Below are 25069 nucleotides of genomic sequence, written 5' to 3'. Positions count from 1 at the left end.
TAACAAGGGAAACAAAGTTCAGCAAGCGCGCAGCACGTCGTTACTCTTCCGGATTTTGCTGGTCCGGTTCAGCGCCATCTCCTAGAAGACGGTCAATCTGATCAATCGCAAGATCCGTAACATCCACTGAATCTGCTGCGATGAAGACAGCACTCAGATCTAGAATAGCCCCCGCGCCGGCCTCACGCATGATCTGCTCGAGGATCGGTTTTGAAGCCAGGGCAAATTCGACACGGGCGTCGTCCCGGATCTGGCTGATCTCCAGAAGTTTTTCCTGTTGCAACCGTCGTGTTTCCTGAACCTTCGCATCAAAGGCATCCGCAAGCGCACGAAAGGCTTCAGGCTCCATTTCTGGCCGCCGCACAGTCAGGTCTTGCTCCTCTTGCCGCAGCTCCGCTTCTATCCTGCGGTTCTCTGCAGTCAGCACAGCCCCCTCGGCTTCGATTTCTGCGATCACCCGCTTGCCAAAGGCGCTTTCAACAAAGAGGCGCTCTGGCTCGATGGTCAGAACTCCGCTTTGGGGTGCGCCAAACTGGAGATCACTGCCCAGATTTGGATGCAAACGGGTTTGCTGCGCCTGGATGACATCGCCCAGGGTCATGAAACAGGCAAAAAGCGCAGGCCCGAAGACCAGCGCTTTTGATTTCTTATGCCGCAGATAACGCGGAGCCATGGGATCAGAACCGCGCCTGCAGGGTCAGGTCGAAGTTTTGCTCCTGGTCAAAGTCCTCTTTCTTGAGCGCCCTGGAGAAGTTGAACCGCAAAGGTCCAAACCCAGTGGTCCAGAGGACGGAAAACCCAACTGCATGACGGAAGGATCCATTGCGGCCAACTACGGATCCGCTCGCGGAAGCGTCAGAGTCCTGCAGTCCCCAGAGGTTACCAACATCATAGAAAAGACCGCCTCGGACGCCCAGTTCCTCTGGCAAACCCAGCGGGAACTCAGCATCAAAACGAGCAACCGCATAGAAGTTACCGCCCAGGAAATCGTTGTAATTTGCCCCATCTGCACGCGGGGCCTGATCTCGCGGCCCGATCCCTCCGGGTTCAAAACCACGCATGATGGCGGGGGACAGAACAAAACGGTCAATGGAGCGGCTGGTGTCATTGCCCATCCAGTGCAAAGCACCTGCTTCAAAAGTTGCGCGAAGCGTAACCTCTTCGTTCCAGATCCTTTTCTGGGCTACAATCTTGGACGTCGTTCGCAGGTATTCGTTATCCCCTCCAATGCCGGCATAATCTGCCCCGAGTTCCACCAGGAACCCAGCGTTGGGATCGAGCCCTGTCAAACGACTGTCGAAGGTATAGGTAAAGCCGATTTTACTAGTGCTTTCTTCTCCCTGCGCAATCTCACTCCGGATAACAGGACCTGCAACAGGATAGGTAACGCCACCCGACGTCACATCCGCGCGGCGGATCATCTCGTCTGTCTCCCAGCCGTAGCGTAGAGTTAAAGAACTGTTCTCACTGGTGTTGAAGGTCACCGCGGGCTGAAAGAAAATGCGGCTAGTGTCGTACTGAGAGAAACTTGAATCTGTTTCGGAAAGGCCCAAGTCCAGATCAAAGCGTATATCGCGCCCTAAAAGATGGGGTTCGGAAAAGCCTAAGCGATATTCTTCCGAATCTGATGCTGTAGAGATCGAGAAGGCCAAACGCTGACCCCGTCCGAGAAAGTTGTTCTCTGTCACGCCAACGGCAATGCCGAACCCATCGTTGACGGAGTAGCTGCCGCCAAGGTTCAGGGAACCCGTTGGCTGTTCTTCGACATCAACATCGATCACAACGTGCTCCGGGCTGCTCCCCTCACGAACATCGACATCTGCCTCAGCAAAGAATCCCAAAGCACGAATACGCTCGGCTGTGCGCCGAATTTCACGGGGGTTGAAGGGATCCCCTTCAACAGTGCGGAATTTCTGACGGATCACACGATCAAGGGTTGTGGTATTCCCCTCAATATCAATGCGTTCCACAAAGACGCGGGGACCTTTGCTAAGCACAAACTCCAGATCCAGTGTCAGGTCTCTGTCGTTGCGCGTAACACGAGGCTCCACACGAAGAAAATCGACCCCTTTCTGGATCGCCAGAGTTTCCAGCCGTTCAATTGAGCTTTCAACCAGGCTTGGAGAGTAAACAACACCAGGCTTGATCTTGAGCGCCGCGAAAAACTCTTCCGCATCCGCCGCTGAAACGCTGCTTGTGACCGAAATCTCGCCAAAGCGGAATTGCTGACCCTCTGTCACATCTAGCACCAGAAACACCGCATCGCGCTCACGTGTGACTTCAGCGTTTGAGCTGTTCACCCGGAAGTCGACATAGCCGCGTGACAGGTAGAAATCGCGCAGGACTTGTTTGTCGAACTCGATCCGATCCTCAACAAGGGTATCCTTGTTGATAAAGGTCCGCAGGAGGCCCGCTTGTTTGGTTTCAAGAACGCGGCGAAGCCTGCGGTCAGAGTAGACCTGGTTTCCAAGGAAAGAGACGCGCTCCACCTCGATGGTATCGCCTTCACCAATCTCAAAGACCAGATCCACGCGATTATCGCTGCGGCGGATGATACGAGGCGTCACACTGGAGGCCAAGCGCCCGCGCACACCGTAAAGCTCTGCAATGGCAGCAGCGTCCCGCTCTGCCACTTCCGGGTTGAAGACCCGGCGAGGCGAGGATTCGATGATCCCTTCCAGAACATCGTCCTTGATTCGACGATTTCCCTCGAAGTTAATCCGGTTGATGGTTGGGAATTCGGTGACCTTGATCACCAAGGTTCCGCCGCGTGGCACCAATTCAACGCTTTCGAAAACACCGCTGGCGAGAATGGCCTGATAGGCATCATTCAATTGCCCGGCACTAACGGCTGTCCCACGCTTGATGCCGGTATAGGCAACAATAGTCGAGGATTGAATGCGCTGATTCCCCTCGACCTTTACATTGCCGAAACGGTAGCTCTGCGCCTCTGCCTGATGTGGCGCAAGCGCCAAACCAAGAGCCAAGGTCAATGCCGAAATTGACACCCCACGATACAAAATATTGGCACGTTTAGAGCGCCCACCGCAGGATATGCCCGCGTTCTTCCCCCAAAACATCGTTCTTTACCCGATTTATAGCAGCTTTGAGATGTGGGTATCGGGTTTGAGGGCCGTTGTCAAAACCAAGAAGACGCGGACGGGCAGGAACCCGCAAAAGCCGCTTTGAATTGTTTCAATTCGACAACGGGTTAAACAGGCAAAATCCAGGCTCCGACAACCAGCGACAGAAAGATCGCAAGGCACGACAGGGCGCGATCCCAGTTCAGAAGCATCAGAAGCGCAAGGCCCCGCTCGGATTGTGCTGAAGCATTCATGGCAGAGGTATCCCCAGATGAACACTGCGCCACCAAGGCAGAATTTACGGCGGTACAGCATTGGACGAATTGATTACTCAATCCTTACCTGGGGAATGTGGCCAGAGTTTGACGCCCGGCCCCCTCAGCTTGCGCACCCTTGTCAGCGATCAATCAAGAACCGGCAAAGGTGTCAAATCAACGATGGGACCTGCTCTTTAGCAGAACAGGTCGTTTGCCAGAGCAAAGACCATCAGGGACAAGATGATGGTAATGCCCAGGGACATCAGGACTTTGATCACACCATCGCTGGGTGGGCGCCCGGCAACCGCCTCATAGGCGTAAAAGACCAGATGACCGCCATCCAAAGCAGGCACAGGGAAGAGGTTCAGCAGACCAACCGCGGTGGAAAGCACCGCGATAAAGCGGATGAAACTCTCTGCGCCCTGGCTGGCCATGGCGCCAGAGGTTTCGGCAATCCCGATGGGACCGGACAGGTTACAGGTGCTGATTGCCCCGGTGATAATATGTGCAAGTCCGGAAATCGAAGTTTCGATGACGGACCAGACCTGCCCTGTTCCAGACAGCAGCGATTCTCCCAAGCCCGCCGTCTCTGTCGCCGCCTCAAAGGCACGCCCCCCAATAACGCCAATGCGCCAACGGGTGGCAAATCCACCCTCTGCCTGGGGTTCATCGGTGCGGCGCGGCTGCAGATTCAACTCCAGGCTTTGTCCCTGCCGCCAAACTGTCAGTGCCAGAACCGCACCTTCAGCGGCTTCAACCTTTGTTTTCAACTGATCAAAAGCAAAGATCGCCTCACCATCGACAGCGGTGATCACGTCCCCGCCCTGCAAACCAGCGTCAGAGGCGGCACTGCGCGGAACAACCCCCTGAACAAACGGAGGTGAGAAATAGGGGCCAGCAACCAAAAGGCTCTGCCCGTCTCGTTCCACCAGATAATCAAGGCTGGGTTTCACCGGCAGTGTTTCCTGCCATGCACTCCATCCCTGCCGATCATCAAAAGCAGGCAGAGCCTGGCCTTCGACCTCTAGCAGAACATCACCGCTTTGCAGGCCTTCCTGCATCACCGGCAACTCAACGAGCGTCCCCACGGTCAGCGGATCACGCGCCTTCCCATAGGCAAAAGCCAGCGCCGCAAAGACCAAGGCCGACATGACAAAGTTGAACACAGGGCCCGCCGCGACGGTCGCAGCCCGTGCCCAAAGCGGGGCCCCATGCATGGTTCGGCGCAGATGGACCGGGTCGGCTTCTGCAAAGGACATGGCATCCATATCCTTGCCAGAGGCCGCATTGGCATCGCCTAAGAATTTGACATAGCCACCAAAGGGCAAAAGCGCCACTTGCCACTGGGTGCCGTGTTTATCAATGCGGCTCCACAGCACCGGTCCAAATCCCAAAGAGAAGACCTCTGCGTGGATGCCGGACCAGCGCCCGACGATATAGTGGCCATATTCATGCACCGCGACAATCACCGAAAGCGCAATCACAAAGCTGGCGACAATATATAGAAAGCCGCCAAACTGCGGAATAAGGGAGAAGAGGTCCACGTTTTTACCTTTTGTCTTCGGCTACTGCCACATCCGCAGCCTGTCGCGACAGATGGTCAATCTTGCTCACGTTATCAAGGGTCATTGCGGAATCAATAAGGCCGCTTTGCGCCTCGATCCTGTCCAGAACCTTGGCGGTTACCTCTGCCATATCGGTAAAGCGGATATGGCCCGAGATGAAATGATCCAGCGCACGTTCCTTGGCGGCGTTGAACGCCGCACCCATCAAGCCGCCCCGCTCCATCACCGCATAAGCCTGATGGAGCGCAGGGTAGCGCGCCGCATCTGGGGTGCGGAAATTCAGCTGGCCAACCTGTGTCAGATCCAATCGCGCCACCGGAAGGTCCCGACGTTCCGGCCAGTGCAGGGCATAGCCGATGGCATGGCGCATATCAGGCGCGCCAAGATGCGCCATCAAGGCCCCATCGCGAAACCCCACCAGGGCATGAACCATGGATTCCGGGTGCACCAGCACCTCTATCTGATCCGGTTCGACTTGGAAGTATTCACGAGTTTCAATAACTTCCAGCGCCTTGTTGAACATCGAAGCGCTGTCGATTGTGATCCGCTGCCCCATATCCCAGTTGGGGTGCGAAGAGGCCTGTGCCAGGGTGGCATTGGGCAGATCCCCAATGGGCCAATCCCGAAAGGCGCCACCGGAGGCGGTGATAATGATCCGCTCAACCGCATCCATGTCCTCGCCTACAAGGCCTTGGAATACAGCGGAATGCTCACTGTCGACCGGCAGCAGCCGCGCACCATGCTGTTTCGCTGTCGCAAGCAGCAGTTTCCCGGCGCAGACCAGAGATTCCTTATTGGCCAGGGCCAGAGTTGTGCCCTGCTCCAGTGCCTTTAGCCCAGGCGCCAGACCTGCAGCACCCACAATGGCAGACATGATCCAATCCGCAGGTCGCGTGGCTGCTTCCAGCAGAGCGCCCTGCCCCGCCGCAGCCTCAACACCAGATCCTTGCAATGCTTCGCGCAGAGGCTGCAAAAGCTCCTCATGGGCGGTCACCGCCAGATCCGCCTTTAGGGCAATGGCGTCTTCCGCAAGACGGGCAATATTGCGCCCGCCGGTCAGTGCAACAACATCATAGGTGCCCGGAGATCTCCGGATCAGGTCAATGGTGCTTTGCCCAATGGAACCAGTGGCCCCGAAGATGGTGACTTTGCGCATGGTTCTGCCCTTTCAGGCTATCCCAGGATGACAAAAAGCAAGAGGAACATCGCAGCCGCACCCAGCATGCCGTCAAAGCGATCCAGCAAGCCGCCATGTCCGGGGATCAGCGCACTGGAGTCTTTCACACCGGTCTGGCGTTTCAGAGCGCTTTCAGCGACATCTCCTGCCTGGCTGGCCATGGAGATCAGCACCGAGGCGAGGACAAAGCCAAAGCCCAGATGAAACTCAGCGGCAAAACCCGCCCCGACAAGCGCTGCGGCAACCCAACCGGCAGAGGTTCCGGACCAGGTTTTCTTGGGGCTGATACGGGGCCAGAATTTTGGCCCGCCGAAGATCTTGCCCGCGAAATAGCCTGCCACATCAGTCAGAACCACAACGATTGCCAGCCAAAGCAGCCAGATCGGACCCAGCTCACAGCGCATCCAGACAAAGGCATATCCCGCCAGCATGATCCAAAGCGAAAAGAGCACGAACCGCTTGCGCGCCTCAACTGGAATCAGTTTCCAGGCCAGCGCCACTGGCGCCAAGAGCACAACAAACGCCAAAATGGCCGGGAGCAATGCGGCAACAAGCACCGAGCCAACGCCTACGGCCCCTATTGCCAGTGAAGTCTCTTCCCGGCGCGGGGCCAACATCTGGGTCAGCTCCCACAACATGCCGCCGCAACACAGCGCAATCACAAGTGCAAAGACCATACCGCCTGCCCAGATCGCTAACAACGCCACGACAATCATCACCAGTGCCGAAATCAATCTGGGGCGCAGGTCGGCCCATCGACCTGATTTGGCTGGCATCATGTTTTCACCCCTCCAAAGCGGCGATCACGGCTTCCGTAGCTCCGGCACAGACGCCCCATTTCCTCTGATGTGAAATCGGGCCAGAGCGTATCGATAAACTCATATTCCGCATAGGCGGATTGCCAGAGCAGAAAATTGGAAATCCGGGCCTCTCCACTGGTGCGAATGACCAGATCGGGATCGGGCAGAACATGGGTATCCAGATAACGCGGAAGAGTTTCCTGATCCACTTTTTCTGGGTCCAACTTGCCTGCGGCCACATCCTGCGCCAAACGCTTGGTCGCGCGCGCCACCTCATCCCGACCGCCATAGTTCAAGGCAATGGTCAGATGGGTGCCGTCATTTTCCTGCGTTTCTTCTTCCAGCTGATCCATCAGCTTGACCAGTTTGGCATCCAGCCGTACCCGGTCACCGATGAAACGCACACGCACGTTGCGCGCGGCCAGCGCTTTCATTTCCTTGGAAATATAGCGTCGGAACAGGCTCATCAGGCCTGCCACTTCAACCTGGGTGCGCTTCCAGTTCTCTGTCGAGAAGGCAAAAATGGTCAGGTATTTCACGCCCAGTTCCGGGCAGCATTCCACAACTTCGCGCACGCGGCGGGCACCAGCATGATGGCCAAAAAGCCGGGGACGCCCGCGCGATTGCGCCCAGCGTCCATTGCCATCCATGATAATCGCTACATGATGCGGGCCGCAGCGCGTTGCCCCGCCCGCATCAGAAACAGTGTCGGTCTTGCAGGACATCAGAGCGTATCAGACCTGCATGATTTCAGCTTGTTTCGTCTCTAGCGCCGTATCCACCAGTTTGATCGAAGCATCCGTCAGCTCCTGCACCTCGGCTTCCCAAAATTTCTGGTCGTCTTCCGACATCCCATCAGCCTTGGCCTTTTTGATCTGGTCCATGCCGTCGCGGCGCACGTTGCGGATCGAAACACGGGCGTGTTCGGCATATTGGCCCGCAACCTTGCCCAGCTCACGGCGGCGCTCTTCGTTCAGCTCCGGGATCGGCAGCATGATGATGGTGCCATTTAGCTGCGGGTTGATACCCAGGCCACTTTCGCGAATAGCTTTTTCCACTTTGCCAACCAGGCCCTTGTCCCACACATTGATGGTTACCATGCGAGGCTCTGGTACATTGACGGTGCCAACCTGGTTGATCGGCGTCATCGAGCCATAGGCGTCAACCATAACTGGCTCCAGCATGGAGCCCGAGGCACGGCCGGTGCGCAAAGAGGCGAATTCTGTTTTCAGATTCGCCATAGCGCCTTCCATCCGGCGCTTGAGATCATCGGTATCTAGTTCGAAATCGTCAGACATTCTGCTCTCCCCTGGTCTGAGGCGGTCTTTGCAATGCTCATAAGCCATTGGCGCGCCAATGTATAGCGATCATGACAGGGTTTGCGGGCAAAGAAAGGCGGCATTGAAAGCAAGGCGAACCGATCAAAAACACAAGATCAGCGGAAAAGCTATCCCAAGCAGTGAAACAGGGAGTGCATCGTGAGACCGGTCTGAAAACGAAATTGCGCGCGACACCGGGCATGTCGCGCGCAGAAATGGGGAAGGCTTAAACTATGGCCAAAGCACTGAAGGCCTAAAATTGACCAACGCCAGTCGAATGACTGTTCTCTCAAAAGCGCGTGCTGGTAGTCCTATAGCGCGCCCTGATGACAGATATGCGACGGTCAGAATTTTCTCAGCCCATCTTTGCCATTTAGCCCTGAACCTTGGTATAGGTGCCCTCACCTGCGAGGATCCCCCGGAAACCACCAGGTTCATCCAGAGAGAAGACAATGATCGGCAGGTTGTTGTCCCGCGCCAACGCAATGGCAGATGCATCCATGACGCCCAGGCGTTTGGCCAAAACATCGTCAAAGCTGACGGTGTCATAGCGTTTGGCGTCGTCGAATTTCACCGGATCCTTGTCATAAACACCATCAACCTTGGTGCCCTTAAAGATGGCTTCGCAGCTCATCTCATTGGCGCGCAGGGTCGCGGCTGTGTCGGTGGTGAAATAGGGGTTGCCGGTGCCGGCGGCAAAAATGCAGACCCGCTTTTTCTCCAGGTGGCGCACCGCGCGGCGGCGAATATAGGGTTCACAGACCTGATCCATCGGAATGGCCGAGATCACCCGGGTAAAGACGCCAAGCTCTTCCAGCGCGCTTTGCATCGCCAGGGCGTTCATGACAGTTGCCAGCATCCCCATGTAGTCTGCGGTTGTGCGCTCCATCCCCTGGGCAGAGCCGGAGAGCCCGCGGAAGATATTGCCGCCACCAATCACCATGCAGATCTCGACCCCCATGTCATGCACGGTCTTCACCTCTTTGGCGATGCGCTGAACGGTGGGCGGGTGCAGGCCAAAGCCTTGATCCCCCATCAGGGCCTCACCTGAAATTTTCAGCATGACACGGTTATAGGTAGCGTCCGGCTTGGCGTCCGGCGTTTCGAGATCAAGGGGCATGTTGCGCTCCGGGGAATGAGGAGGTTAATTTGCGCGGCAAAATGGAGCAAAACGCAGAAAGTATCAATGCGGCGCGAGAGTTTTCCGCGCTTTTCTGGCAGGAATTTGATACTGGGCGAAACAGCCGGAATGCGGCCCTGGGGTAAGTCTAAGATGGATCTGCAAAAAATAGACAACGATCGGCATGTGTTGCTGGCAGGACCAACCGCTTCTGGTAAGTCCTCCCTCGCCCTGGACATTGCCCGCAGACAAGGCGGGGTGATCGTCAATGCCGATGCCAGCCAGGTCTATAACTGCTGGCGTGTGGTCACCGCCCGCCCCAGTGCCGAGGAAGAGTCGCAATGCCCGCATCACCTTTATGGGCATCTTGATTTTGATGCGCTGTACTCCGCTGGCCATTGGCTGCGCGAGGTGGAGGCGCTGCTTGCAACGGGCGAACGCCTGATCATTGTGGGCGGCACCGGGCTCTACTTCTCTGCCCTTACTGAGGGTCTGGCAGAAATCCCCCTTACCGCGCCGGAAGTGAGGGCAAAAGGAGATTTGCTGTCTCTGGAATCGCTGATCCAGGATTTGGACGCGGCAACTGCTGCCCAGATCGACCTCAATAATCGTGCGCGGGTGCAACGGGCCTGGGAGGTTCTGCACCAGACCGGGCGGCCCTTGATCGAATGGCAAGCGGAAACCCCGCCGCCCCTGTTGTCGCTTGCGGATTGCACCCCCCTGGTGATGCAGAGCCCCAAGGAATGGCTGGAACCCCGCATAAGACGGCGGTTTGATCAGATGCTGGAACAGGGCGCGCTGGAAGAGGTTGAGGCAATGCGTGATCGCTATGACCCCGCTCTTCCGTCTTGCAAAGCCATCGGCGTACCGGAACTGATGGACTACGCCACAGGCCAGGCCACTCTGGATGAAGCGCGGGAACGTGCGGCAATCTCCACTCGACGCTATGCAAAACGGCAGCGCAGTTGGTTCCGCTCTCGCATGCAGAACTGGCATTGGATAGAGCGCGACTGAAACACCCGTTTGCACGTATTGAAGTGCTGGCTTCACCCAGGAAACTGCCCACCTGAATAGGATACCCAAAGAAGATTTTTCATATTGCCGATACCGATCATCTCCGGACAAGGTACCTACTAGGGGCCAGTCTATCCGCGCACGGGCCGTGTATTCGAAAGGGGCTGACACCATGATTGCCTATATCACCTTTGGTGCAGATGACATTTCCCGAGCAAAGCAGTTCTACACCGCTTTCTTGCCCGCTCTCGGCTATACCTTAACAGAAGGGCCCGAGGGGCTGAGCTTTGCCCTCCCCCTGGAAGCAGGTCAGATCCCCATCCATCCGGATTTCTATATCAAGCCGACCTTTGATGGGCAGCCAGCCACGGCTGGGAATGGGTCCATGGTGGCCTTTGAGGCCCGTAGTCAAAAACAGGTGCGCAGCCTCTATGCTGCTGCCCTGGCAGCCGGGGGAACGGACGAAGGGCAACCGGGTTTTCGCGCCTCTTACGGCGCACATTTCTATGTTTGCTACCTGCGCGATCCCCAGGGCAACAAGATTGCCTTGTTTTCCTCTGACCCAACTGAACCGGGGCGGGATGGTTAAGAAGAAGACAGGCTAAAATTGCATTTCCAGTACATCTTTTTGCAGAGCTTGCCAGAATCGGCATTTCGTGGCCTGCTAGCGATCTGTGTTCCATAATATTAAGTGCTTATGCCTTTTGACCCCTCCGTAAATGAGGAAATACAAGTTCTGCCTCTCTCAAGATTGGCACCGGATGGGGCATGGCAGGTTGAACTTGCCCATGACCGTAGCGACCACGTTCTGATTTGGATCACACGCGGACAGGGGCGGTTTCTGATGAATGGCCATACAAGAGGTTTTGGCCCGCACAGCGCGATGCTGTTTCCCGCGTGCAAACTGTGGTCGATAGAGCTGGGGCGTCAATGTCTGGGGCAAGTCATGACGGTCCCGATCACCTCCCCTGTGGCCATGCCGGATACGCCTCTCCACCTCAAGATCACCGACACCAGAGAACAGGCGCGCCTGAACTCTCTGCTGGAGTCCATGGTTCTGGAGCAGAGCGGACATCCCGCTTTGTGGCGACGAGCCCTGCAATCCTATAGTGAACTGATCAGCATCCAGCTGCGCCGCCTGCCCCCGTCAGGCCCGCTTCCGCCGCCCCGTCCTAGTGCGGCCCGTCGCCTGTCCTTGGCCTATTGCGAGAGGATCTCCCGGCATTACTCATCGCGTGCGACCATGGCTGACCATGCCGCCGCTTTGAATGTGACGCCCACGCATCTGACCCGCGTCTGCAAGGCGGAAACCGGGAAGACCGCAGCCACCCTGCTGACCGAGCGCCAGTTGCATGCGGCCCGTGAGCTGTTGATTTCCAGCGAACGCTCTATGCAGGAAATCGCGGAAACCTTGGGGTTTGGGAGCCCGGCCTATTTCACGCGCTTTATCTCGCAACACACCGGGCAGACCCCCAGCGCACTCCGCAAATCCGCGCGCAATGCGCGCAGAAAATAGCCCTGAAATCCTGGTGATTCTCTGTTCGGGAGTTATGGGTAAAAGTGACCGCAGAGCGGCACAAGAACTGGGCACTTCTGCCCAGTCCCAACCGCCGCAACCCCGGCCAAGTTTAAATACGACGCAAAAAATGTCGCAATTTTCCACTCTGCTGCCGATTCTGTGCATTGACCTGAGGCCGGAACTAGGGCCGAATGATCAGGCGTCACGGCAAAAAGCCGAATAAGGCAAAACCCAAGGCAAGTGCCTAGGGAACATAAGCTATGCGCGATATGGGGCAAGAACCCCAAGGTGCGAAACAGGGAGACCCGAATGACCAAGATCACCACAACTGGAGCTGATGCCCATTGGGCAGCAAAGATGCACGCACAAGAAGTTCTGGACGGCAAGTTGGACCGGCGGGAGTTCCTGGCCCGTGCAACCAGCCTTGGCATTTCAGCCGCTGCGGCCTATGGGCTCATCGGCCTTGCTGCCCCAGCAGAAGCTGCCACAGAAATGAAACAGGGCGGCACCCTGCGCGTGCAGATGGAAGTGCGCCCCCTCAAAGATCCCCGCACCTTTGACTGGTCGCAGATGGCGAACCAGACCCGCGGGACCCAGGAATATCTGGTTGAATACAACAACGACGGCTCCATCCGCGGCATGCTGTTGGAAGGCTGGGAAGTCAATGAAGACGCCACCGTCTACACGCTGAATGTGCGCAAGGGCGTCAAGTGGAACAACGGCGACGACTTTACCGCCGATGACGTGGCCCGAAATATCGCACGCTGGTGCGACAAGGCCGTCGAAGGCAACTCGATGGCAGGCCGCATGGGCACGCTGATTGATGCTGAGACCAACCAGGCCGCCGCCGGCGCCATCGAGGTGGTGGACAGCCATACCGTCAAATTGAACCTGCCAGGCCCGGATATCTCGCTGATCGCTGGCATGGCCGACTACCCGGCGGCGATTGTGCATTCCACCTTCCAGACCGATGATTTCCTCGCCAATGTTGGCACCGGCCCCTATGTGCTGAGCACCTTGGAAGTCGGCGTGAAAGCCGTTCTGGAACGTGCACCCAACCACAGCTGGTGGGGGGATGCGGTATATGGCGCGCCTGCACTGGACCGCATTGAATACATCGATTTCGGCACCGACCCCTCCTCCTGGCTGGCGGCGCTGGAATCCGACGAAGTAGACATGCTCTATGAGTCTGTTGGCGAATTCATCGACGTGATGGATGGTCTTGGCTATAACAAATCCGAAGTTGTCACCATGGCAACCATCGTGGTGCGTCCTAACCAGCTGGCAGAAGTCGACGGCAAGCGTCCCTATGCGGATAAGCGTGTGCGTCAGGCGATCCAGATGGCAGTCGACAACAATGTCTGCCTCGAACTCGGCTATGGCAGCCGCGGTCAGGCCGCTGAAAACCACCATGTTGGCCCGATCCATCCGGAATATGCCGAACTGCCGCCGCAGAAATACGACCCTGCAGCCGCAAAGGCACTGATGGAAGAAGCCGGCATGCTGGACTTTGAGCATGAGATCATGTCGATCGACGACGACTGGCGCAAAAACACCACCGACGCCGTGGCCGCACAGCTGCGCGACGCGGGCTTCAAGGTGAAGCGCACGGTTCTGCCTGGCTCTACCTTCTGGAACGACTGGTCGAAATATCCCTTCTCCTCCACCAACTGGAACCCGCGCCCGCTGGGTGTTCAGGTTCACGCCCTGGCCTACCGCTCCGGTGAGGCCTGGAACGAGTTTGGCTGGGCCAATGAGGAATTCGATTCCCTTCTGACCGAAGCGCTGGCCATTGCGGATGCGGACAAGCGCCGCGAGGTGATGAAGAAGATGGAAATGCTGATCCAAGAGGAAGGCGTCACCATCCAGCCCTACTGGCGGTCTCTCTACCGTCACATGCGCGAGGGTGTTGCCAACGCGGATATGCATGTGACCTTTGAACATCACCACTACAAATGGGGCTGGTCGGCATAATCTCTGCCTGACCCACATAGCCTTTCCCGGAGCCTTGGCCTTGCCCAGGGCTCCGGGTAGCCAATCATGCATCCCGCCCGGCGCAAATCAGCACCGGCAGATGCCGTGATGCCAGACAGACAGGGGCCCCCATGGGAATGTTCATCCTCCGCCGGACCGGCGTGATGATATTGACGGCATTGTGCCTGACGTTCATCGTTTTCTTCCTGACCAATCTCTATCCAAACCTGGAAAAGCTCGCCAAAACCCAGGGCAACTTCCGGATGACAGACGAGGCTGTCGCCAGCTGGCTGGACAGCAACGGATATGCACAGCCAACAATTCAGAAATACGGCCAGTGGCTGGGTGTTTTGCCAGGCTGGACCCATGAAACAGAGGATGGCGTTACCGGCCGCTGCATCACGGGAACGCTGACCCAAGCCGAAGCGGCGGAGGCGCGCAGCTTCTGTGGTATTCTGCAAGGCGACTGGGGCTATTCCACCCGCTTCAAGGATGAGGTCTCTAGCATTGTTGCTGAACGCCTTGGCAATACAGGTTACCTGATGTTCTGGGTCTTGATGCTGATGGTGCCATCGGCGCTGATCATCGGAGTGCTGGCCGGCATGCGCGAGGGCTCGGTCACCGACCGCAGCCTCTCCACCGTGTCGATCCTGACCACGGCGACCCCGGAATATGTCTCGGGCGTGATCTTCATCGCGGTCTTCACCTCTTCGACCGTAGGTCTGAAATGGTTCAAGGGCACCGCGACCTCTGCCATGGACAACCCCACATTCGAGAACTTCTTCCTGCCGGTACTGACCATCGCCCTATACGGCATGGGCTATATCGCCCGGATGACCCGCGCCTCGATGACCGAGGTGATGACCGCACAATATATCCGTACCGCCCGCCTCAAAGGCGTGAGCTTCCACAATATCGTTCTGAAACATGCACTGCGGAATGCACTGATCGCGCCCTTTACCGTGATCATGCTGCAGTTCCCATGGCTGCTAAATGGCGTGGTGATCGTTGAAACCCTGTTCAACTACAAAGGCTTCGGCTGGATCCTGGTTGAGGCTGCGGGCAACAACGATATCGAACTCCTGCTCGCCATCTCAGTAGTTTCTGTCTTTGTGGTTCTGGTGACCCAGCTGATTTCCGATATCGGCTATGTCTACCTCAACCCACGCATTCGCATGTCTTAAGGGAAGGAGAGAAACATGGATCCTCTTAGCTGGACCGGCAGTATCGCCTTCCTGAACCCCATCCTGATGATCGCCCTGGCCATTCTGGTCCTGTCGGTTCTCGCCTGGCTCCTGATTGGTGCCGTCATGCCAGAAAACCGCGCCATCAATGCCTCTGCTGATGGCAGTGTCACCCTGGCCAGCGGTCCCAGAGATATGGCAGCCCTTGTGTTGCGCTTTGCCTTTCTCGGCACAGCAGCCATTGTTCTGGCCTACTTGGTCCTGGGTATCGTTCTGGACACCAAAGCTGGCATCATCGGCGCCATGGCCCGGCAATTCCTACCGGTCTGGGTGGCCCTTGTGGTGCTTTTCGGTGTTTCGATCAGCTACAAGCGCCGCCTTGGACTTTATGGCAAACTCTTTGACAGCCCCATCGGCATGATCGGCTTTGCGCTGGTGATGTTCTGGGTGTTCACCGGTTTCTTCGGTTCTTTAGACCTGATTGTCACCCATGATCCGCTGAGCCAAGTCTCAGGCATGAAAAACAAGGTTCCGGGCACACCGCTGCGCAATCCAGACGAAGGCGTTCTTCAGTGGTATCTGCTTGGTGGTGACAACCTGGCTCGCGATGTCTTCAGCCGCATGGTAAAGGGCGCTTGGGAAGTCGTGAAAATTGCCCCTGTCGCGACTATCTTTGCTTTCATGGTAGGTATTACCTTAGGTCTGCCTGCCGGTTACTTTGGTGGACGCTTGGACACACTCTTGTCCTTCCTGGCCAACCTGATCCTGGCCTTCCCGGTGATCCTGCTGTTCTACCTTTTGGTGACACCAGAGATCGTGGCGACAGGCCTGCCACAATATATGGCCGCCATTCTTTTTGCCTTCCCGCTGATCTTCTTTGGGGTGCTGATCAACTCACGCTTCCGCACCCAGCCCAGCAAGAATTTCACCTGGCTTTTGGTCACCCTGCTGCCGCTATCCTTGCTGTATCTGTCGTTGATCAACGAGGAGGGCTCAAAGATCGACATCGCTCCGCGTGCCCTGGACTTCATCCCACTACCCGGAGGGTTGCTGGTGGTCTTTGTTTCGGTGGTCTTCGTGAACTCACCCACGGTCTTCCGGATCGTGCGCGGCCTCACCATGGACATCAAAACCCGTGACTATGTTGCTGCCGCCCAGACCCGCGGCGAACGCCCCTGGTACATCATGCTCTGGGAGGTTCTGCCCAATGCACGCGGTCCGCTGATCGTCGATTTCTGCCTGCGCATCGGCTATACCACCATCCTGCTTGGCACTTTGGGCTTCTTTGGCCTCGGCCTTGAACCAGAAAGCCCTGACTGGGGGTCGACCATCAACGAGGGCCGCAAGCTCCTGTCGATCTATCTGCACCCGGCCCTTCCGCCTGCCATGGCTCTGCTGAGCCTGGTTCTGGGACTGAACCTCCTGGCTGACGGGTTGCGGGAAGAGAGCCTGAAAGACTAACACAGCAAAGCCTCCCGGGGGCTGGTTCGCCCGCCCCCGCTACCGTCCCGGCAAGATACAGGTCCCCGCCAGCCCCGCTGGATGTGCGGACTTCCCCAGACAGGGAGACAAGCAAATGAGTAAAATGGCAGAGTATGACGGCCCGATCCTTGAGATCGACAAGCTGTCGATCTCCTTCTTCACCCGCCTTCGTGAAATTCCGGCGGTGATGGATTTCTCCGTCGCGGTGCAACCCGGTGAGGCCGTGGGCCTGGTCGGAGAAAGCGGCTGCGGCAAATCCACCGTGGCGCTGGGCGTCATGCAGGACCTCGGAAAAAACGGCCGCATCGTCGGCGGCTCGATCAAGTTCAAGGGCCGCGACCTCTCGGAGATGAGCCGCGAGGAGCTGCGCGATGTGCGTGGCAATGAGATCGCGATGATCTACCAAGAGCCCATGGCCAGCCTCAATCCGGCGATGAAGATCGGCAAGCAGCTGATGGAAGTGCCGATGATCCACGAAGGTGTCGGCGAGAAAGAAGCCTATGACCGCGCCCTGGAGGTGGTCACCGATGTGCGCCTGCCTGACCCGGAGCGGATGCTGAATTCCTATCCGCACCAGCTCTCGGGCGGTCAACAGCAGCGTATCGTCATCGCCATGGCGCTGATGTCGAAACCTTCGCTGCTGATCCTGGATGAGCCGACAACCGCACTCGATGTGACCGTCGAGGCCGCTGTGGTCGAGCTGGTCAAGGATCTGGGCAAGAAATACGGCACCTCGATGCTGTTTATCAGTCACAACCTCGGCCTGGTGCTGGAGACCTGTGACCGGCTCTGCGTGATGTATTCCGGTGAAGCGGTGGAGCGCGGCTCGATCAAGGATGTCTTTGACGAGATGCAGCACCCCTATACGCAGGCGCTGTTCCGGTCGATCCCGCTGCCCGGTGCCGACAAGAATGCGCGCCCCCTGGTGGCCATCCCTGGCAACTTCCCCCTGCCCCATGAACGCCCGCCCGGCTGCAACTTTGGCCCGCGCTGCGACTATTTTGAGGCCGGGCGCTGCGATCAGGGCAATATCCTGATGGAAGATGTGCCCGGCAACGACCGGCACGCCACCCGCTGTCTGAAGTTCCAGGAAATCGACTGGAACGCCCCCATCCAGGTCGGCGAGCAAAAAGAAAAGCCAGAGCCCGGTAAGGTGGTCCTGAAAATGGACAACCTCAAGAAATATTATGAGGTGGCGGCCAATGCGCTTTTTGGCGGCGGCGAGACCAAGGTGGTCAAGGCCAATGAGACCCTCAGCTTTGAGGCCCGCGAGAGCGAGACCCTGGCCATCGTGGGCGAGTCCGGCTGCGGCAAATCCACCTTTGCCAAGGTGTTGATGGGGCTGGAGACCGCCACCGAGGGCCAGATCCTGCTGGATGGTCAAAACATCGAACAGATCCCGATCGAGGCGCGCGACACCAGGACCATCTCGGATGTGCAGATGGTGTTCCAGAACCCCTTTGACACCCTGAACCCCTCGATGACCGTGGGGCGGCAGATCATGCGGGCGCTGGAAATCTTTGGCATTGGAGAGGATGACAAGGCCCGCAAGCAGAAGATGCTGGAGTTGCTGGACCTGGTGAAACTGCCCCGCGCCTTTGCTGAGCGCATGCCGCGTCAGCTCTCGGGCGGGCAGAAACAGCGTGTCGGCATCGCCCGCGCCTTTGCCGGCGGTGCCCGCATCGTGGTCGCGGATGAACCCGTCTCGGCGCTGGATGTTTCGGTGCAGGCGGCGGTCACGGATCTGTTGATGGAGATCCAGCGGGAGGAGAAGACAACGCTTCTCTTCATCAGCCATGACCTCTCGATCGTGCGCTATCTCTCGGACCGTGTGATGGTGATGTATCTGGGCCATGTGGTGGAGCTGGGCACCACAGATCAGGTCTTCTCACCGCCCTACCACCCCTATACCGAAGCGCTGCTCTCGGCGGTTCCCATCGCCGATACCTCGGTCGAGAAGGAGCATATCGTTCTGGAGGGCGACATCCCGTCGGCAATGAACCCGCCCCCCGGATGCCCCTTCCAGACCCGCTGCCGCTGGAAATCGGAAGTGGGCGGAGGCCTCTGCGAGAAGGAAGTGCCGCCGGTGCGCACCTTGGCAGATGGCCACCAGATCAAATGCCACCTCGACGACGCGACCTTGGAGCGTATGACGCCAGTCATCAAGATCGCCGCCGAATAGGCATCCGAAACAGGCTTCAAACCCTGCAGCAGCCCGGCCCCGCGCCGGGCTGTTTCTTTGAGGCCCAGGACACTTTCAGCTCTGGGACACTTTCAGTTCTTGGACACTTTCAGTTCTTGGACAAGGGCGCGGACAAGGCGTCAACAAAGCTGCGCACTATGCCGCCCCTGGGCGCGCTGGCCGGCCATTCTGCAAAGACCTCCAGGCTGTCGAGTTCCCAATCCGGCAGCAAATGACATATCTTCCCGGATGCCAGATCTTCTGTTGCCAGAAACTCCGGCACCGCAGCCACCCCGCTGCCGGTCCGGGCCAGCTGATACAGCGCCTGGGCGTCATTCACGGTGATCTGCGTCTTCAGCTTGAACGAGGTATCCTCTGCTCCCTCTTTGCGAAGGCGTGAATTCAACAGCCGCGCCGGGGCAAAATCGATCCCTTCCAGCCGCTCCAGATCCTTAGGGGCGAGAATTTGATCCTGGCCCGCCATATAGGTGCTGGAGGCGACCAGCAGCCTGCGGGCGCTGAAAAGTGAGCGCCGGTTGGCCGCACGCTTGCGGCCAGGCCCCATGCGGATGGCGACATCAAAGTGATCCGCGATCAGATCGCGCCGCTCATCACTGAACTCCAGATCCAGCACCACCCTGGGAAACTGCCTGCAATAGCCAGAGATCCTCTCTGCCAGCGGCGAAGGCGACAACACCGAGGGAATGGTGACGCGGATCATACCCTGCGGCTCGGCAGCTGTTTGCTGCAGGGCGTTCAGCCCGCTTTCCGCCGCCTCCAGCATGGTGCGGCCGGCCTGCAGCAGCCGCTCGCCCTCCCCCGTCAAAGAAAGGCGCCGGGTCGTACGGTAAAGCAGCGCCACCCCCAGCTTGCTTTCCAATTGGGAGATGTGATGGCTGACCACCGACGGTGAAAGCCGTAGCTCCGCCGCAGCTTTGCGGAAAGAGCCTAGATCCGCCGTCTTGGCAAAAATCGCAATCTGCCGCAAATCATCGATCATTATAGCATCCTATAGATCAGTTAAATCTAACTATGCCAGATTTTCGAACGAGGTTGAACGGCCTATCTTTCCTGTGATCCGCAAGACGCCGTGATCTCAAACCTTCAGGAAAATGGAGCCCCTGCTCATGAAACCTCTTAAAAATCTTGGTGCCGCCACAGCCATCGCAGCTGCCGCAATCGCCTCCCCCGCAGCGGCCGGGGATCTGGAAAACGTCCAGGTCTTCTACGACTTCCTCAGCAATCCAGGCTCCGCAACTCACGCGGAGGCCTTTCTGGAGATCTCATCGCCAGAATGGGGCAGCTATGGTGATTACTCCGGCAAAGTAAAATCGCGCGAAGCTTTTGTCGGCCAGCTGGGCGGTTTCGCCAAACTGATCCCGGATCTCGACTGGAAAGTTGAAGCCATGCATCAGGACGGCGATTTTGTCACCGTGCGCAGCCGCGCGACCGGCACCCCTGCCGGCCCTTTCTTTGGGGTCGATGGTGAGGGGCGCGGCTTTGACATCATGACAATCGACGTGCACGAGCTGGAAGAGGGTAAGATCGTCCGTTCTTACCATGTAGAGGACTGGGCCGGCGCCCTGCGCCAGCTGAGCGGCAAGTAAGAACGCCTGACGGGGGATGCTCTCCCCCGCCAGACCGCCGTTCATATGCTACCCCTGCAAAGCGTGATTCCCGAAATACAGGAACTCTGAACTCATTCCGGCAATCTCACCTGCCTCGAGTTTCAGCGAAGCACTGTCCAACAATTGATAGCTCTGCTGTGATTTCACCCATTCATCCGCATCCTGCAGCGTGGTCAGCGTATAGGATGTGGTCTCGTTCAGATAATGGGTCGGGATGATCACCTTGGGCTTCAGCCTGGAGACGATATCGTTCCCCTGGACGTAGCTGAGGATATGCTGCGAGCCGTCCACCGGCAGGGTCAGCACATCCACTTCACCAATGGCGTCATAGAACTCTTGCGGCGGATTGTGGCGGTTGTCGCCCCAGATCAGGGTGCGGATGCCGCCGGTTTCCACCAGATAGACCACCATATCCATATGGCCCACATTGTTGGGCGGACAGGCCTCAACGCCAAATTCGGCCAGGGCATTTGTCCAATTGTACCAGCCGGGCGCGACACAGGCGTGTTTGTCGGCAAATCCGGTGATCTTCAGGTCCGCGAATTCAAAGTTCCCCACCATCCGGTCCAGCACCATGGTAGAGTTCGGCCGCTCGATCGCATCATGGTCAAAATGCGCATGGGTCGAGAGCGTGATATCAACGGCGATTTGCGGGAATTCGTTCTTGAACCAAAGGCCCCAGGCCCCCGATGGGTCATCCCGCCAAGGGTCAAAGAGCACCGTCGCGCCATTGGGCGAGGTTATCTTTAGGGCGCAATGGCCGTAATAGTCGATACCAACCGCGCCGGTGCTGGCGCGCCCTGTGCCGCCCTGCAGATCGATCACATGGTTGTTGTTGCCCGGCTGCAGCCAGGCCTGGGACTGGGCTTCGGCCGGTTTGCTTGCCAGAACGGTGCTGCCTGCCGCCACGCCAGCCGCGCCTGCCGCCATAAAGAAAGAGCGCCGCGATAGTCCGGGCGCCAAGGCGTCACGCTCTCCCTTTAGCAAAGTGGGTTTCAGATCCTTACGGTCCAATTGCTTTTTCATCTTTGTTTTCCCTGTTTCAGTGGCGGCCCTCTTGGTTTGGAACCGCATGGAGACAGGCTAACAAGGCAGGGACAGCTGGCTCAGACCGGAAAAATCACGGGGGAATATGGGGGAGTTCCCCCTATTTCCTGTTCACGAAATCGCGAGCAGGTGGCTGCGCAGGTTCTGAGCCCGCCCGTCGAGCTCCAGTTTGCGGCGAATGTTGTTGCGGTGAAAATCAATGGTCGAGGTCTCCCGCGACAGGGCTGCGGCAATATCTTTGGTCGTCCGGCCCGACATCACCAGCTGTGCCACTTCGATTTCTGCCGGGGTCATCCGGGCAAAGGCCGCCGAGAGTTTGTCCGTCAGGGTCTCGGTGATCTGGCAGAGGTTCTCCCGCGCCAGATCAAGGCTGCTGATGTGGGGGGCCTGCCCCTTCAATACCGGTTCGAGCCTGTCGAGATGCGGCAAAACGAGGCTGCGCACCTGCTCCAGGATCTGCTCATCCCGGCGGCGACGCTCCTCTTCCACGCTCCCCAGCAGCACCTTTAGCGCGGTATTGGCCTCTTGCAGCTCCAGGGTGCGTTCCTGAACGCGCTTTTCAAGATGTGCCAGCGTTTCGGTCAGCTTCTCTTCCAGAGCCCGGCGCAGGTAAACCTCTTGCAGCAAAGCCAAATCCGCCTCGACCAGGCGGGCGAACTGCGCCAGCCCTTCGCGAAAAAGCAGAGCCCGGGAATTGCGTTGCCGGTCCAGCACACAGATGGTGCCAAAGATCTGCCCATCGGGCCATTTCAGCGGCAGCCCGATGTAAAAGGACATACCGTGTTCCAGATCTTCGTTGTCACACCAGGCCGGATCGCAGCGCGCATCTTCCACCACCAGCTCGCCATCGCGATCGAACACCCCCTGGCAGTAAAGCCTGGGATGCAGCTGAAACCCCATCCCCTTTGGATAGGGGTTTTCCGGATGATCTGCGGTCACCAGAACGGCGTGGTCCGGATCATCTGTCTTCATGATAAGGCTTGCGGGCACATCCGCCAGCCGGGCCACCAGATCTACGATGCGCTGCCAATTCGAAAGCGTCTCAGCTGGGATTTCCGGTGACATGGGCGCTGCTCCTTGAGGTCCTGCAGGATACTGAATCCTAAGGCTGCGCAACGCCGCGGATCAAGGCCCGGGACTGCTGCCCTGCAGCATAGGCTCAGTCTTCCAACTGATCTTCATAGCGCGCATCGGTCAGGGTCTTGAGAAAGGCCACCAGAGCGTCAATCCGGCGCGCGTCCAGGGCGGGGCCATGGGTCAGTTCTTTGACCGAGAGCGTGCCTGGAACCATCGTGCGTCCCCAGGGTTTGCCGGTTTCAGGATTGATCTTGGCCGCATCAGATCTGCTGTTGTAGCGATTGTAAAAGGCCACAACCGTTCGCAGGTCCTGAAACACGCCATTGTGCATATAGGGGCCGGTCACCGCCACATTGCGCAGGCTCGGCGTGCGGAACTTGCCGCGCTCGCCCGGATCACTAATGGCCGGATTGGCCAAGAGACCCTCGTCAATGAAATCCGCGGCCATGCCCGCCTCGGAATAGACGTCCGGGTTCGGCGGCAAGCCTATGTTGTGATAGCTGTAATCGCTAAAGGTCTCGCGCCGGTCCAGCGGGCTCTGGCGCAGTTGATGGCATTGATTGCAATTGGTGAACTGCTCGGAGAAAAACAGTACCCGCCCCAGCTCTTCTTCCGTGCTCAGCTCAACCTTTCCGGCCAGGTATCGGTCGTATTTACTGTCAAAGGGCGCAAAGAGGGGCGTCTCTTCAAAGGCTGCAATAGCCTTTGTCATCGCATCATACCCCCGATCAGGATCAGAGAGTACGCCTTTTCCGAATTCCTGTTCAAAGGCCGTAAGATAGGCAGGATTTTCTGCCAAGCGCGCCACAAGGGTCGCCTTGTCTGGCATCGCCATTTCAATAGGATTGAGGGGCGGACCACCCGCCTGCTCGGCCAGGTCCGCAGCACGCCCATCCCAGAAAATTCCCCCGGCCCAATCCCCGTCTTCCTGGCGGTGAAATGGGGGAATGAAACGGGCATAGGCCGCGCTGGGGGCATTACGATTGCCAAGAGAGGCCCCATCATCGCCAAGGGAGAAGGCCCCCTTAGCGGTCCGCCTGGGGTCGGCGAATCCGCTTTCCGGATCATGGCAAGTGGCGCAGGATTGACTGCCTTCGTTGGACAGGGAGGTATCAAAAAACAGCGCCTCGCCCAGTGCCTCCTGCCCGGCGGCACCTAGGGGCTTTCCACCCGGCTTCGCCTCTCCCTGCGAGAGTACGGCGCCTCCGGTTAGAGCCAAGACCGCAGTACAAACAAAGGGATAGGCGCATTTCAAAAACATCATGGGCTCCGGGACTGGCAGCAAGCTTTGTCCCGAAGCCCATAAATGAACCGTCTTCAGAGTTCAATTCCTGATTAAAAAAATCAGGAACAAATCACCCCCCACTCCCACGTGGTCAACGGTCTTTCGTCATGTCTAGGCGAGCAGTAACACAACGATCATCAGAAGATTCATCGAGGCAAACTGCATCAGCCGTGGCTTCTGTTTGCCGCGAAAAACAACGTAGAATGCCAAGAGGATCGAAACTGCCAGTGCAGCAAGCGAAGCGCCGCCCCCGATCAGGCCCGTCATCCCGGTATCAGGCCCCCAAGGGGAACCAACAAGTGTCATCCCTTTGACACCAAAACCTGTCAGGATACCCGCAATGGCTCCGCCAAGGGTTGCCGCAAGGCTACGCCCACCCGCATTGGCGGTTCCGCCCAAAATGCTGTCGATCACCTCGTTGCTCGGCACAACTCCGGGTGTCCACTGGAGACGGTCAAGGCGGTCATCAAAGCTTCTGCTGGTCACGGCATTTCCTCCTGAAACTGGCGAGGTTTTTCACTCTGAATTAAGGCAGATTAATGGCCAAGTCAGGCTGTTAACGCGGCATTAAGCTTAGTTACCTGTGGGTTAATGCAAAAATCTGTGGATAAGCAGATGCAGGCCCAAGGGCCCGCTTAAACGACTTCGTGTATTTGAGGGTTTAGGTGACTGCGAAGTGACCGAATAGCCAAGACCGCGCGCAGCTATCAGGCGGCTATTCAGCTTCCCCAGATCTTCTTTACGTAGTTCAGGGTCTCTTCATAGGGCGGGATGCCGCCATATTTTTTAACCGCTTGCGGGCCTGCATTATAGGCGGCTAACGCCAGGCGCCAGGATCCGAACTTGCGAAACTGCTTGGCAAGATAGCGAGCCCCGCCTTCGAGGTTCTCTTTTGGGACTGTCGGATCTACGCCCAATCGGCGCGCGGTGGCTGGCATGAGCTGCGCAAGACCCAGGGCCCCTTTGTGCGACTCCGCATTTGGGTTCCAATTGCTTTCCTGCTGCACCAGCCGCAGGAAGAGATCCTCTGGCACGCCATGTTTGCGCGCTGCACGACGCGCCATATCCAGGAACTCACCTTGATATTTACCGGTATAACGTGGGCTCAGCGAGAGCAGCGCCGGATCCGCTTTGGGCTGCAATCGGACCGAGTCCTGGTATTGCTCTGCGGCGCGGCTGTTCAGCAGCTTGATCTGGCTCGCCATAACTTCGCGGCGGCTTTTGGTGCTGAACATGTCAGCCTCAGCCAGATGCGGCAGCAGCATCCCCGAAACCAGGACTGCAAAAAGAGACCTTTTCAGCACCTTCATGACCGCTCGTAGATTGCCCCAAACATCCGGTTTCCCGGCTCCGCCG

The 25069-nt window shown here is 57.8% G+C and carries 23 protein-coding genes; 8 read left to right on the top strand and 15 right to left on the bottom strand.

From position 1 onward, the window contains the following. Positions 1-40: 40 nt before the first annotated feature. The 9 genes from RSK20926_RS03895 to pyrH all read right to left on the bottom strand — a co-directional run bounded on the left by RSK20926_RS03895 (position 41) and on the right by pyrH (position 9321). Positions 41-673 (bottom strand): OmpH family outer membrane protein, encoded by a 633-nt coding sequence (locus tag RSK20926_RS03895; RefSeq protein ID WP_008204545.1) that lies wholly within the window; start codon positions 671-673, stop codon positions 41-43. Between the two features lie 4 nt (positions 674-677). After that, the gene (bamA, locus tag RSK20926_RS03890; protein ID WP_037253711.1) at positions 678-3080 is read right to left on the bottom strand and encodes an outer membrane protein assembly factor BamA; all 2403 of its coding nucleotides are present in this window, start codon (positions 3078-3080) and stop codon (positions 678-680) included. A gap of 131 nt (positions 3081-3211) precedes the next feature. Continuing rightward, entirely contained in the window at positions 3212-3337 is a 126-nt protein-coding gene (locus RSK20926_RS23315) for a hypothetical protein (protein ID WP_008204542.1), read from the bottom strand. A 197-nt stretch (positions 3338-3534) separates the two neighbouring features. After that, positions 3535-4884, bottom strand: a complete 1350-nt coding sequence (gene rseP / locus RSK20926_RS03885; RefSeq protein ID WP_008204541.1) for an RIP metalloprotease RseP — start codon at positions 4882-4884, stop codon at positions 3535-3537. 4 nt (positions 4885-4888) lie between these two features. Continuing rightward, complete coding sequence (dxr, locus tag RSK20926_RS03880; protein ID WP_008204540.1) at positions 4889-6061, bottom strand: 1-deoxy-D-xylulose-5-phosphate reductoisomerase; 1173 nt, start codon at positions 6059-6061, stop codon at positions 4889-4891. 17 nt (positions 6062-6078) lie between these two features. Then, entirely contained in the window at positions 6079-6861 is a 783-nt protein-coding gene (locus RSK20926_RS03875) for a phosphatidate cytidylyltransferase (RefSeq protein WP_008204539.1), read from the bottom strand. Then, entirely contained in the window at positions 6858-7607 is a 750-nt protein-coding gene (locus RSK20926_RS03870) for an isoprenyl transferase (protein ID WP_008204538.1), read from the bottom strand. Before RSK20926_RS03870 ends, RSK20926_RS03875 begins: the two co-directional genes overlap by 4 nt. A gap of 9 nt (positions 7608-7616) precedes the next feature. Then, a complete protein-coding gene (frr, locus tag RSK20926_RS03865) occupies positions 7617-8180 on the bottom strand; it encodes a ribosome recycling factor (RefSeq protein WP_037253706.1) in 564 nt (187 codons plus the stop codon). Between the two features lie 394 nt (positions 8181-8574). Beyond that, on the bottom strand, positions 8575-9321 hold the full coding sequence (gene pyrH, locus RSK20926_RS03860; RefSeq protein WP_008204536.1) for a UMP kinase: 747 nt from the start codon (positions 9319-9321) through the stop codon (positions 8575-8577). Positions 9322-9474: 153 nt separating this feature from the next. Here pyrH and miaA point away from each other — a divergent pair, with 153 nt between their 5' ends. The 7 genes from miaA (at position 9475) to RSK20926_RS03825 (ending at position 18676) form a co-directional block, all read left to right on the top strand. Next, complete coding sequence (miaA, locus tag RSK20926_RS03855; RefSeq protein WP_008204531.1) at positions 9475-10335, top strand: tRNA (adenosine(37)-N6)-dimethylallyltransferase MiaA; 861 nt, start codon at positions 9475-9477, stop codon at positions 10333-10335. Between the two features lie 172 nt (positions 10336-10507). Then, on the top strand, positions 10508-10924 hold the full coding sequence (locus RSK20926_RS03850) for a VOC family protein (RefSeq protein ID WP_008204530.1): 417 nt from the start codon (positions 10508-10510) through the stop codon (positions 10922-10924). Between the two features lie 357 nt (positions 10925-11281). Next, positions 11282-11851: a helix-turn-helix transcriptional regulator gene (locus tag RSK20926_RS03845; protein ID WP_332306540.1), complete on the top strand. Its 570-nt coding sequence runs from the start codon at positions 11282-11284 to the stop codon at positions 11849-11851. A gap of 312 nt (positions 11852-12163) precedes the next feature. Further along, entirely contained in the window at positions 12164-13828 is a 1665-nt protein-coding gene (locus RSK20926_RS03840) for an ABC transporter substrate-binding protein (protein ID WP_008204528.1), read from the top strand. A 131-nt stretch (positions 13829-13959) separates the two neighbouring features. Beyond that, the gene (locus tag RSK20926_RS03835) at positions 13960-15012 is read left to right on the top strand and encodes an ABC transporter permease (RefSeq protein WP_037253703.1); all 1053 of its coding nucleotides are present in this window, start codon (positions 13960-13962) and stop codon (positions 15010-15012) included. Positions 15013-15027: 15 nt separating this feature from the next. Beyond that, on the top strand, positions 15028-16473 hold the full coding sequence (locus tag RSK20926_RS03830; RefSeq protein WP_008204526.1) for an ABC transporter permease: 1446 nt from the start codon (positions 15028-15030) through the stop codon (positions 16471-16473). Positions 16474-16588: 115 nt separating this feature from the next. Next, positions 16589-18676 (top strand): dipeptide ABC transporter ATP-binding protein, encoded by a 2088-nt coding sequence (locus RSK20926_RS03825; protein ID WP_037253702.1) that lies wholly within the window; start codon positions 16589-16591, stop codon positions 18674-18676. 109 nt (positions 18677-18785) lie between these two features. Here RSK20926_RS03825 and RSK20926_RS03820 read toward each other — a convergent pair whose 3' ends face one another. Next, positions 18786-19676, bottom strand: a complete 891-nt coding sequence (locus tag RSK20926_RS03820; RefSeq protein ID WP_008204524.1) for a LysR family transcriptional regulator — start codon at positions 19674-19676, stop codon at positions 18786-18788. A 127-nt stretch (positions 19677-19803) separates the two neighbouring features. On the opposite strand from RSK20926_RS03820, the gene RSK20926_RS03815 reads away from it, so the two are divergent. Further along, positions 19804-20283 (top strand): ester cyclase, encoded by a 480-nt coding sequence (locus RSK20926_RS03815; RefSeq protein ID WP_037253882.1) that lies wholly within the window; start codon positions 19804-19806, stop codon positions 20281-20283. A 48-nt stretch (positions 20284-20331) separates the two neighbouring features. Here RSK20926_RS03815 and RSK20926_RS03810 read toward each other — a convergent pair whose 3' ends face one another. The 5 genes from RSK20926_RS03810 to RSK20926_RS03790 all read right to left on the bottom strand — a co-directional run bounded on the left by RSK20926_RS03810 (position 20332) and on the right by RSK20926_RS03790 (position 24978). Next, positions 20332-21330, bottom strand: coding sequence for an MBL fold metallo-hydrolase (locus RSK20926_RS03810; protein ID WP_232281843.1), 999 nt, complete (start codon positions 21328-21330; stop codon positions 20332-20334). Between the two features lie 132 nt (positions 21331-21462). Next, positions 21463-22416, bottom strand: coding sequence for a LuxR C-terminal-related transcriptional regulator (locus RSK20926_RS03805; RefSeq protein ID WP_008204519.1), 954 nt, complete (start codon positions 22414-22416; stop codon positions 21463-21465). Positions 22417-22510: 94 nt separating this feature from the next. Continuing rightward, entirely contained in the window at positions 22511-23692 is a 1182-nt protein-coding gene (locus tag RSK20926_RS03800; protein ID WP_008204518.1) for a cytochrome-c peroxidase, read from the bottom strand. Positions 23693-23824: 132 nt separating this feature from the next. Next, entirely contained in the window at positions 23825-24199 is a 375-nt protein-coding gene (locus tag RSK20926_RS03795) for a hypothetical protein (protein WP_037253700.1), read from the bottom strand. Between the two features lie 233 nt (positions 24200-24432). Continuing rightward, entirely contained in the window at positions 24433-24978 is a 546-nt protein-coding gene (locus RSK20926_RS03790; protein WP_442852517.1) for a lytic transglycosylase domain-containing protein, read from the bottom strand. Positions 24979-25069: the final 91 nt, after the last annotated feature.

The sequence above is a fragment of the Roseobacter sp. SK209-2-6 genome (assembly GCF_000169455.1).
Classification (GTDB): domain Bacteria; phylum Pseudomonadota; class Alphaproteobacteria; order Rhodobacterales; family Rhodobacteraceae; genus Pseudophaeobacter.
The sequence above is the reverse complement of the archived record's forward strand: the minus strand, read 5'-3'. Positions and strand labels throughout refer to the sequence as shown.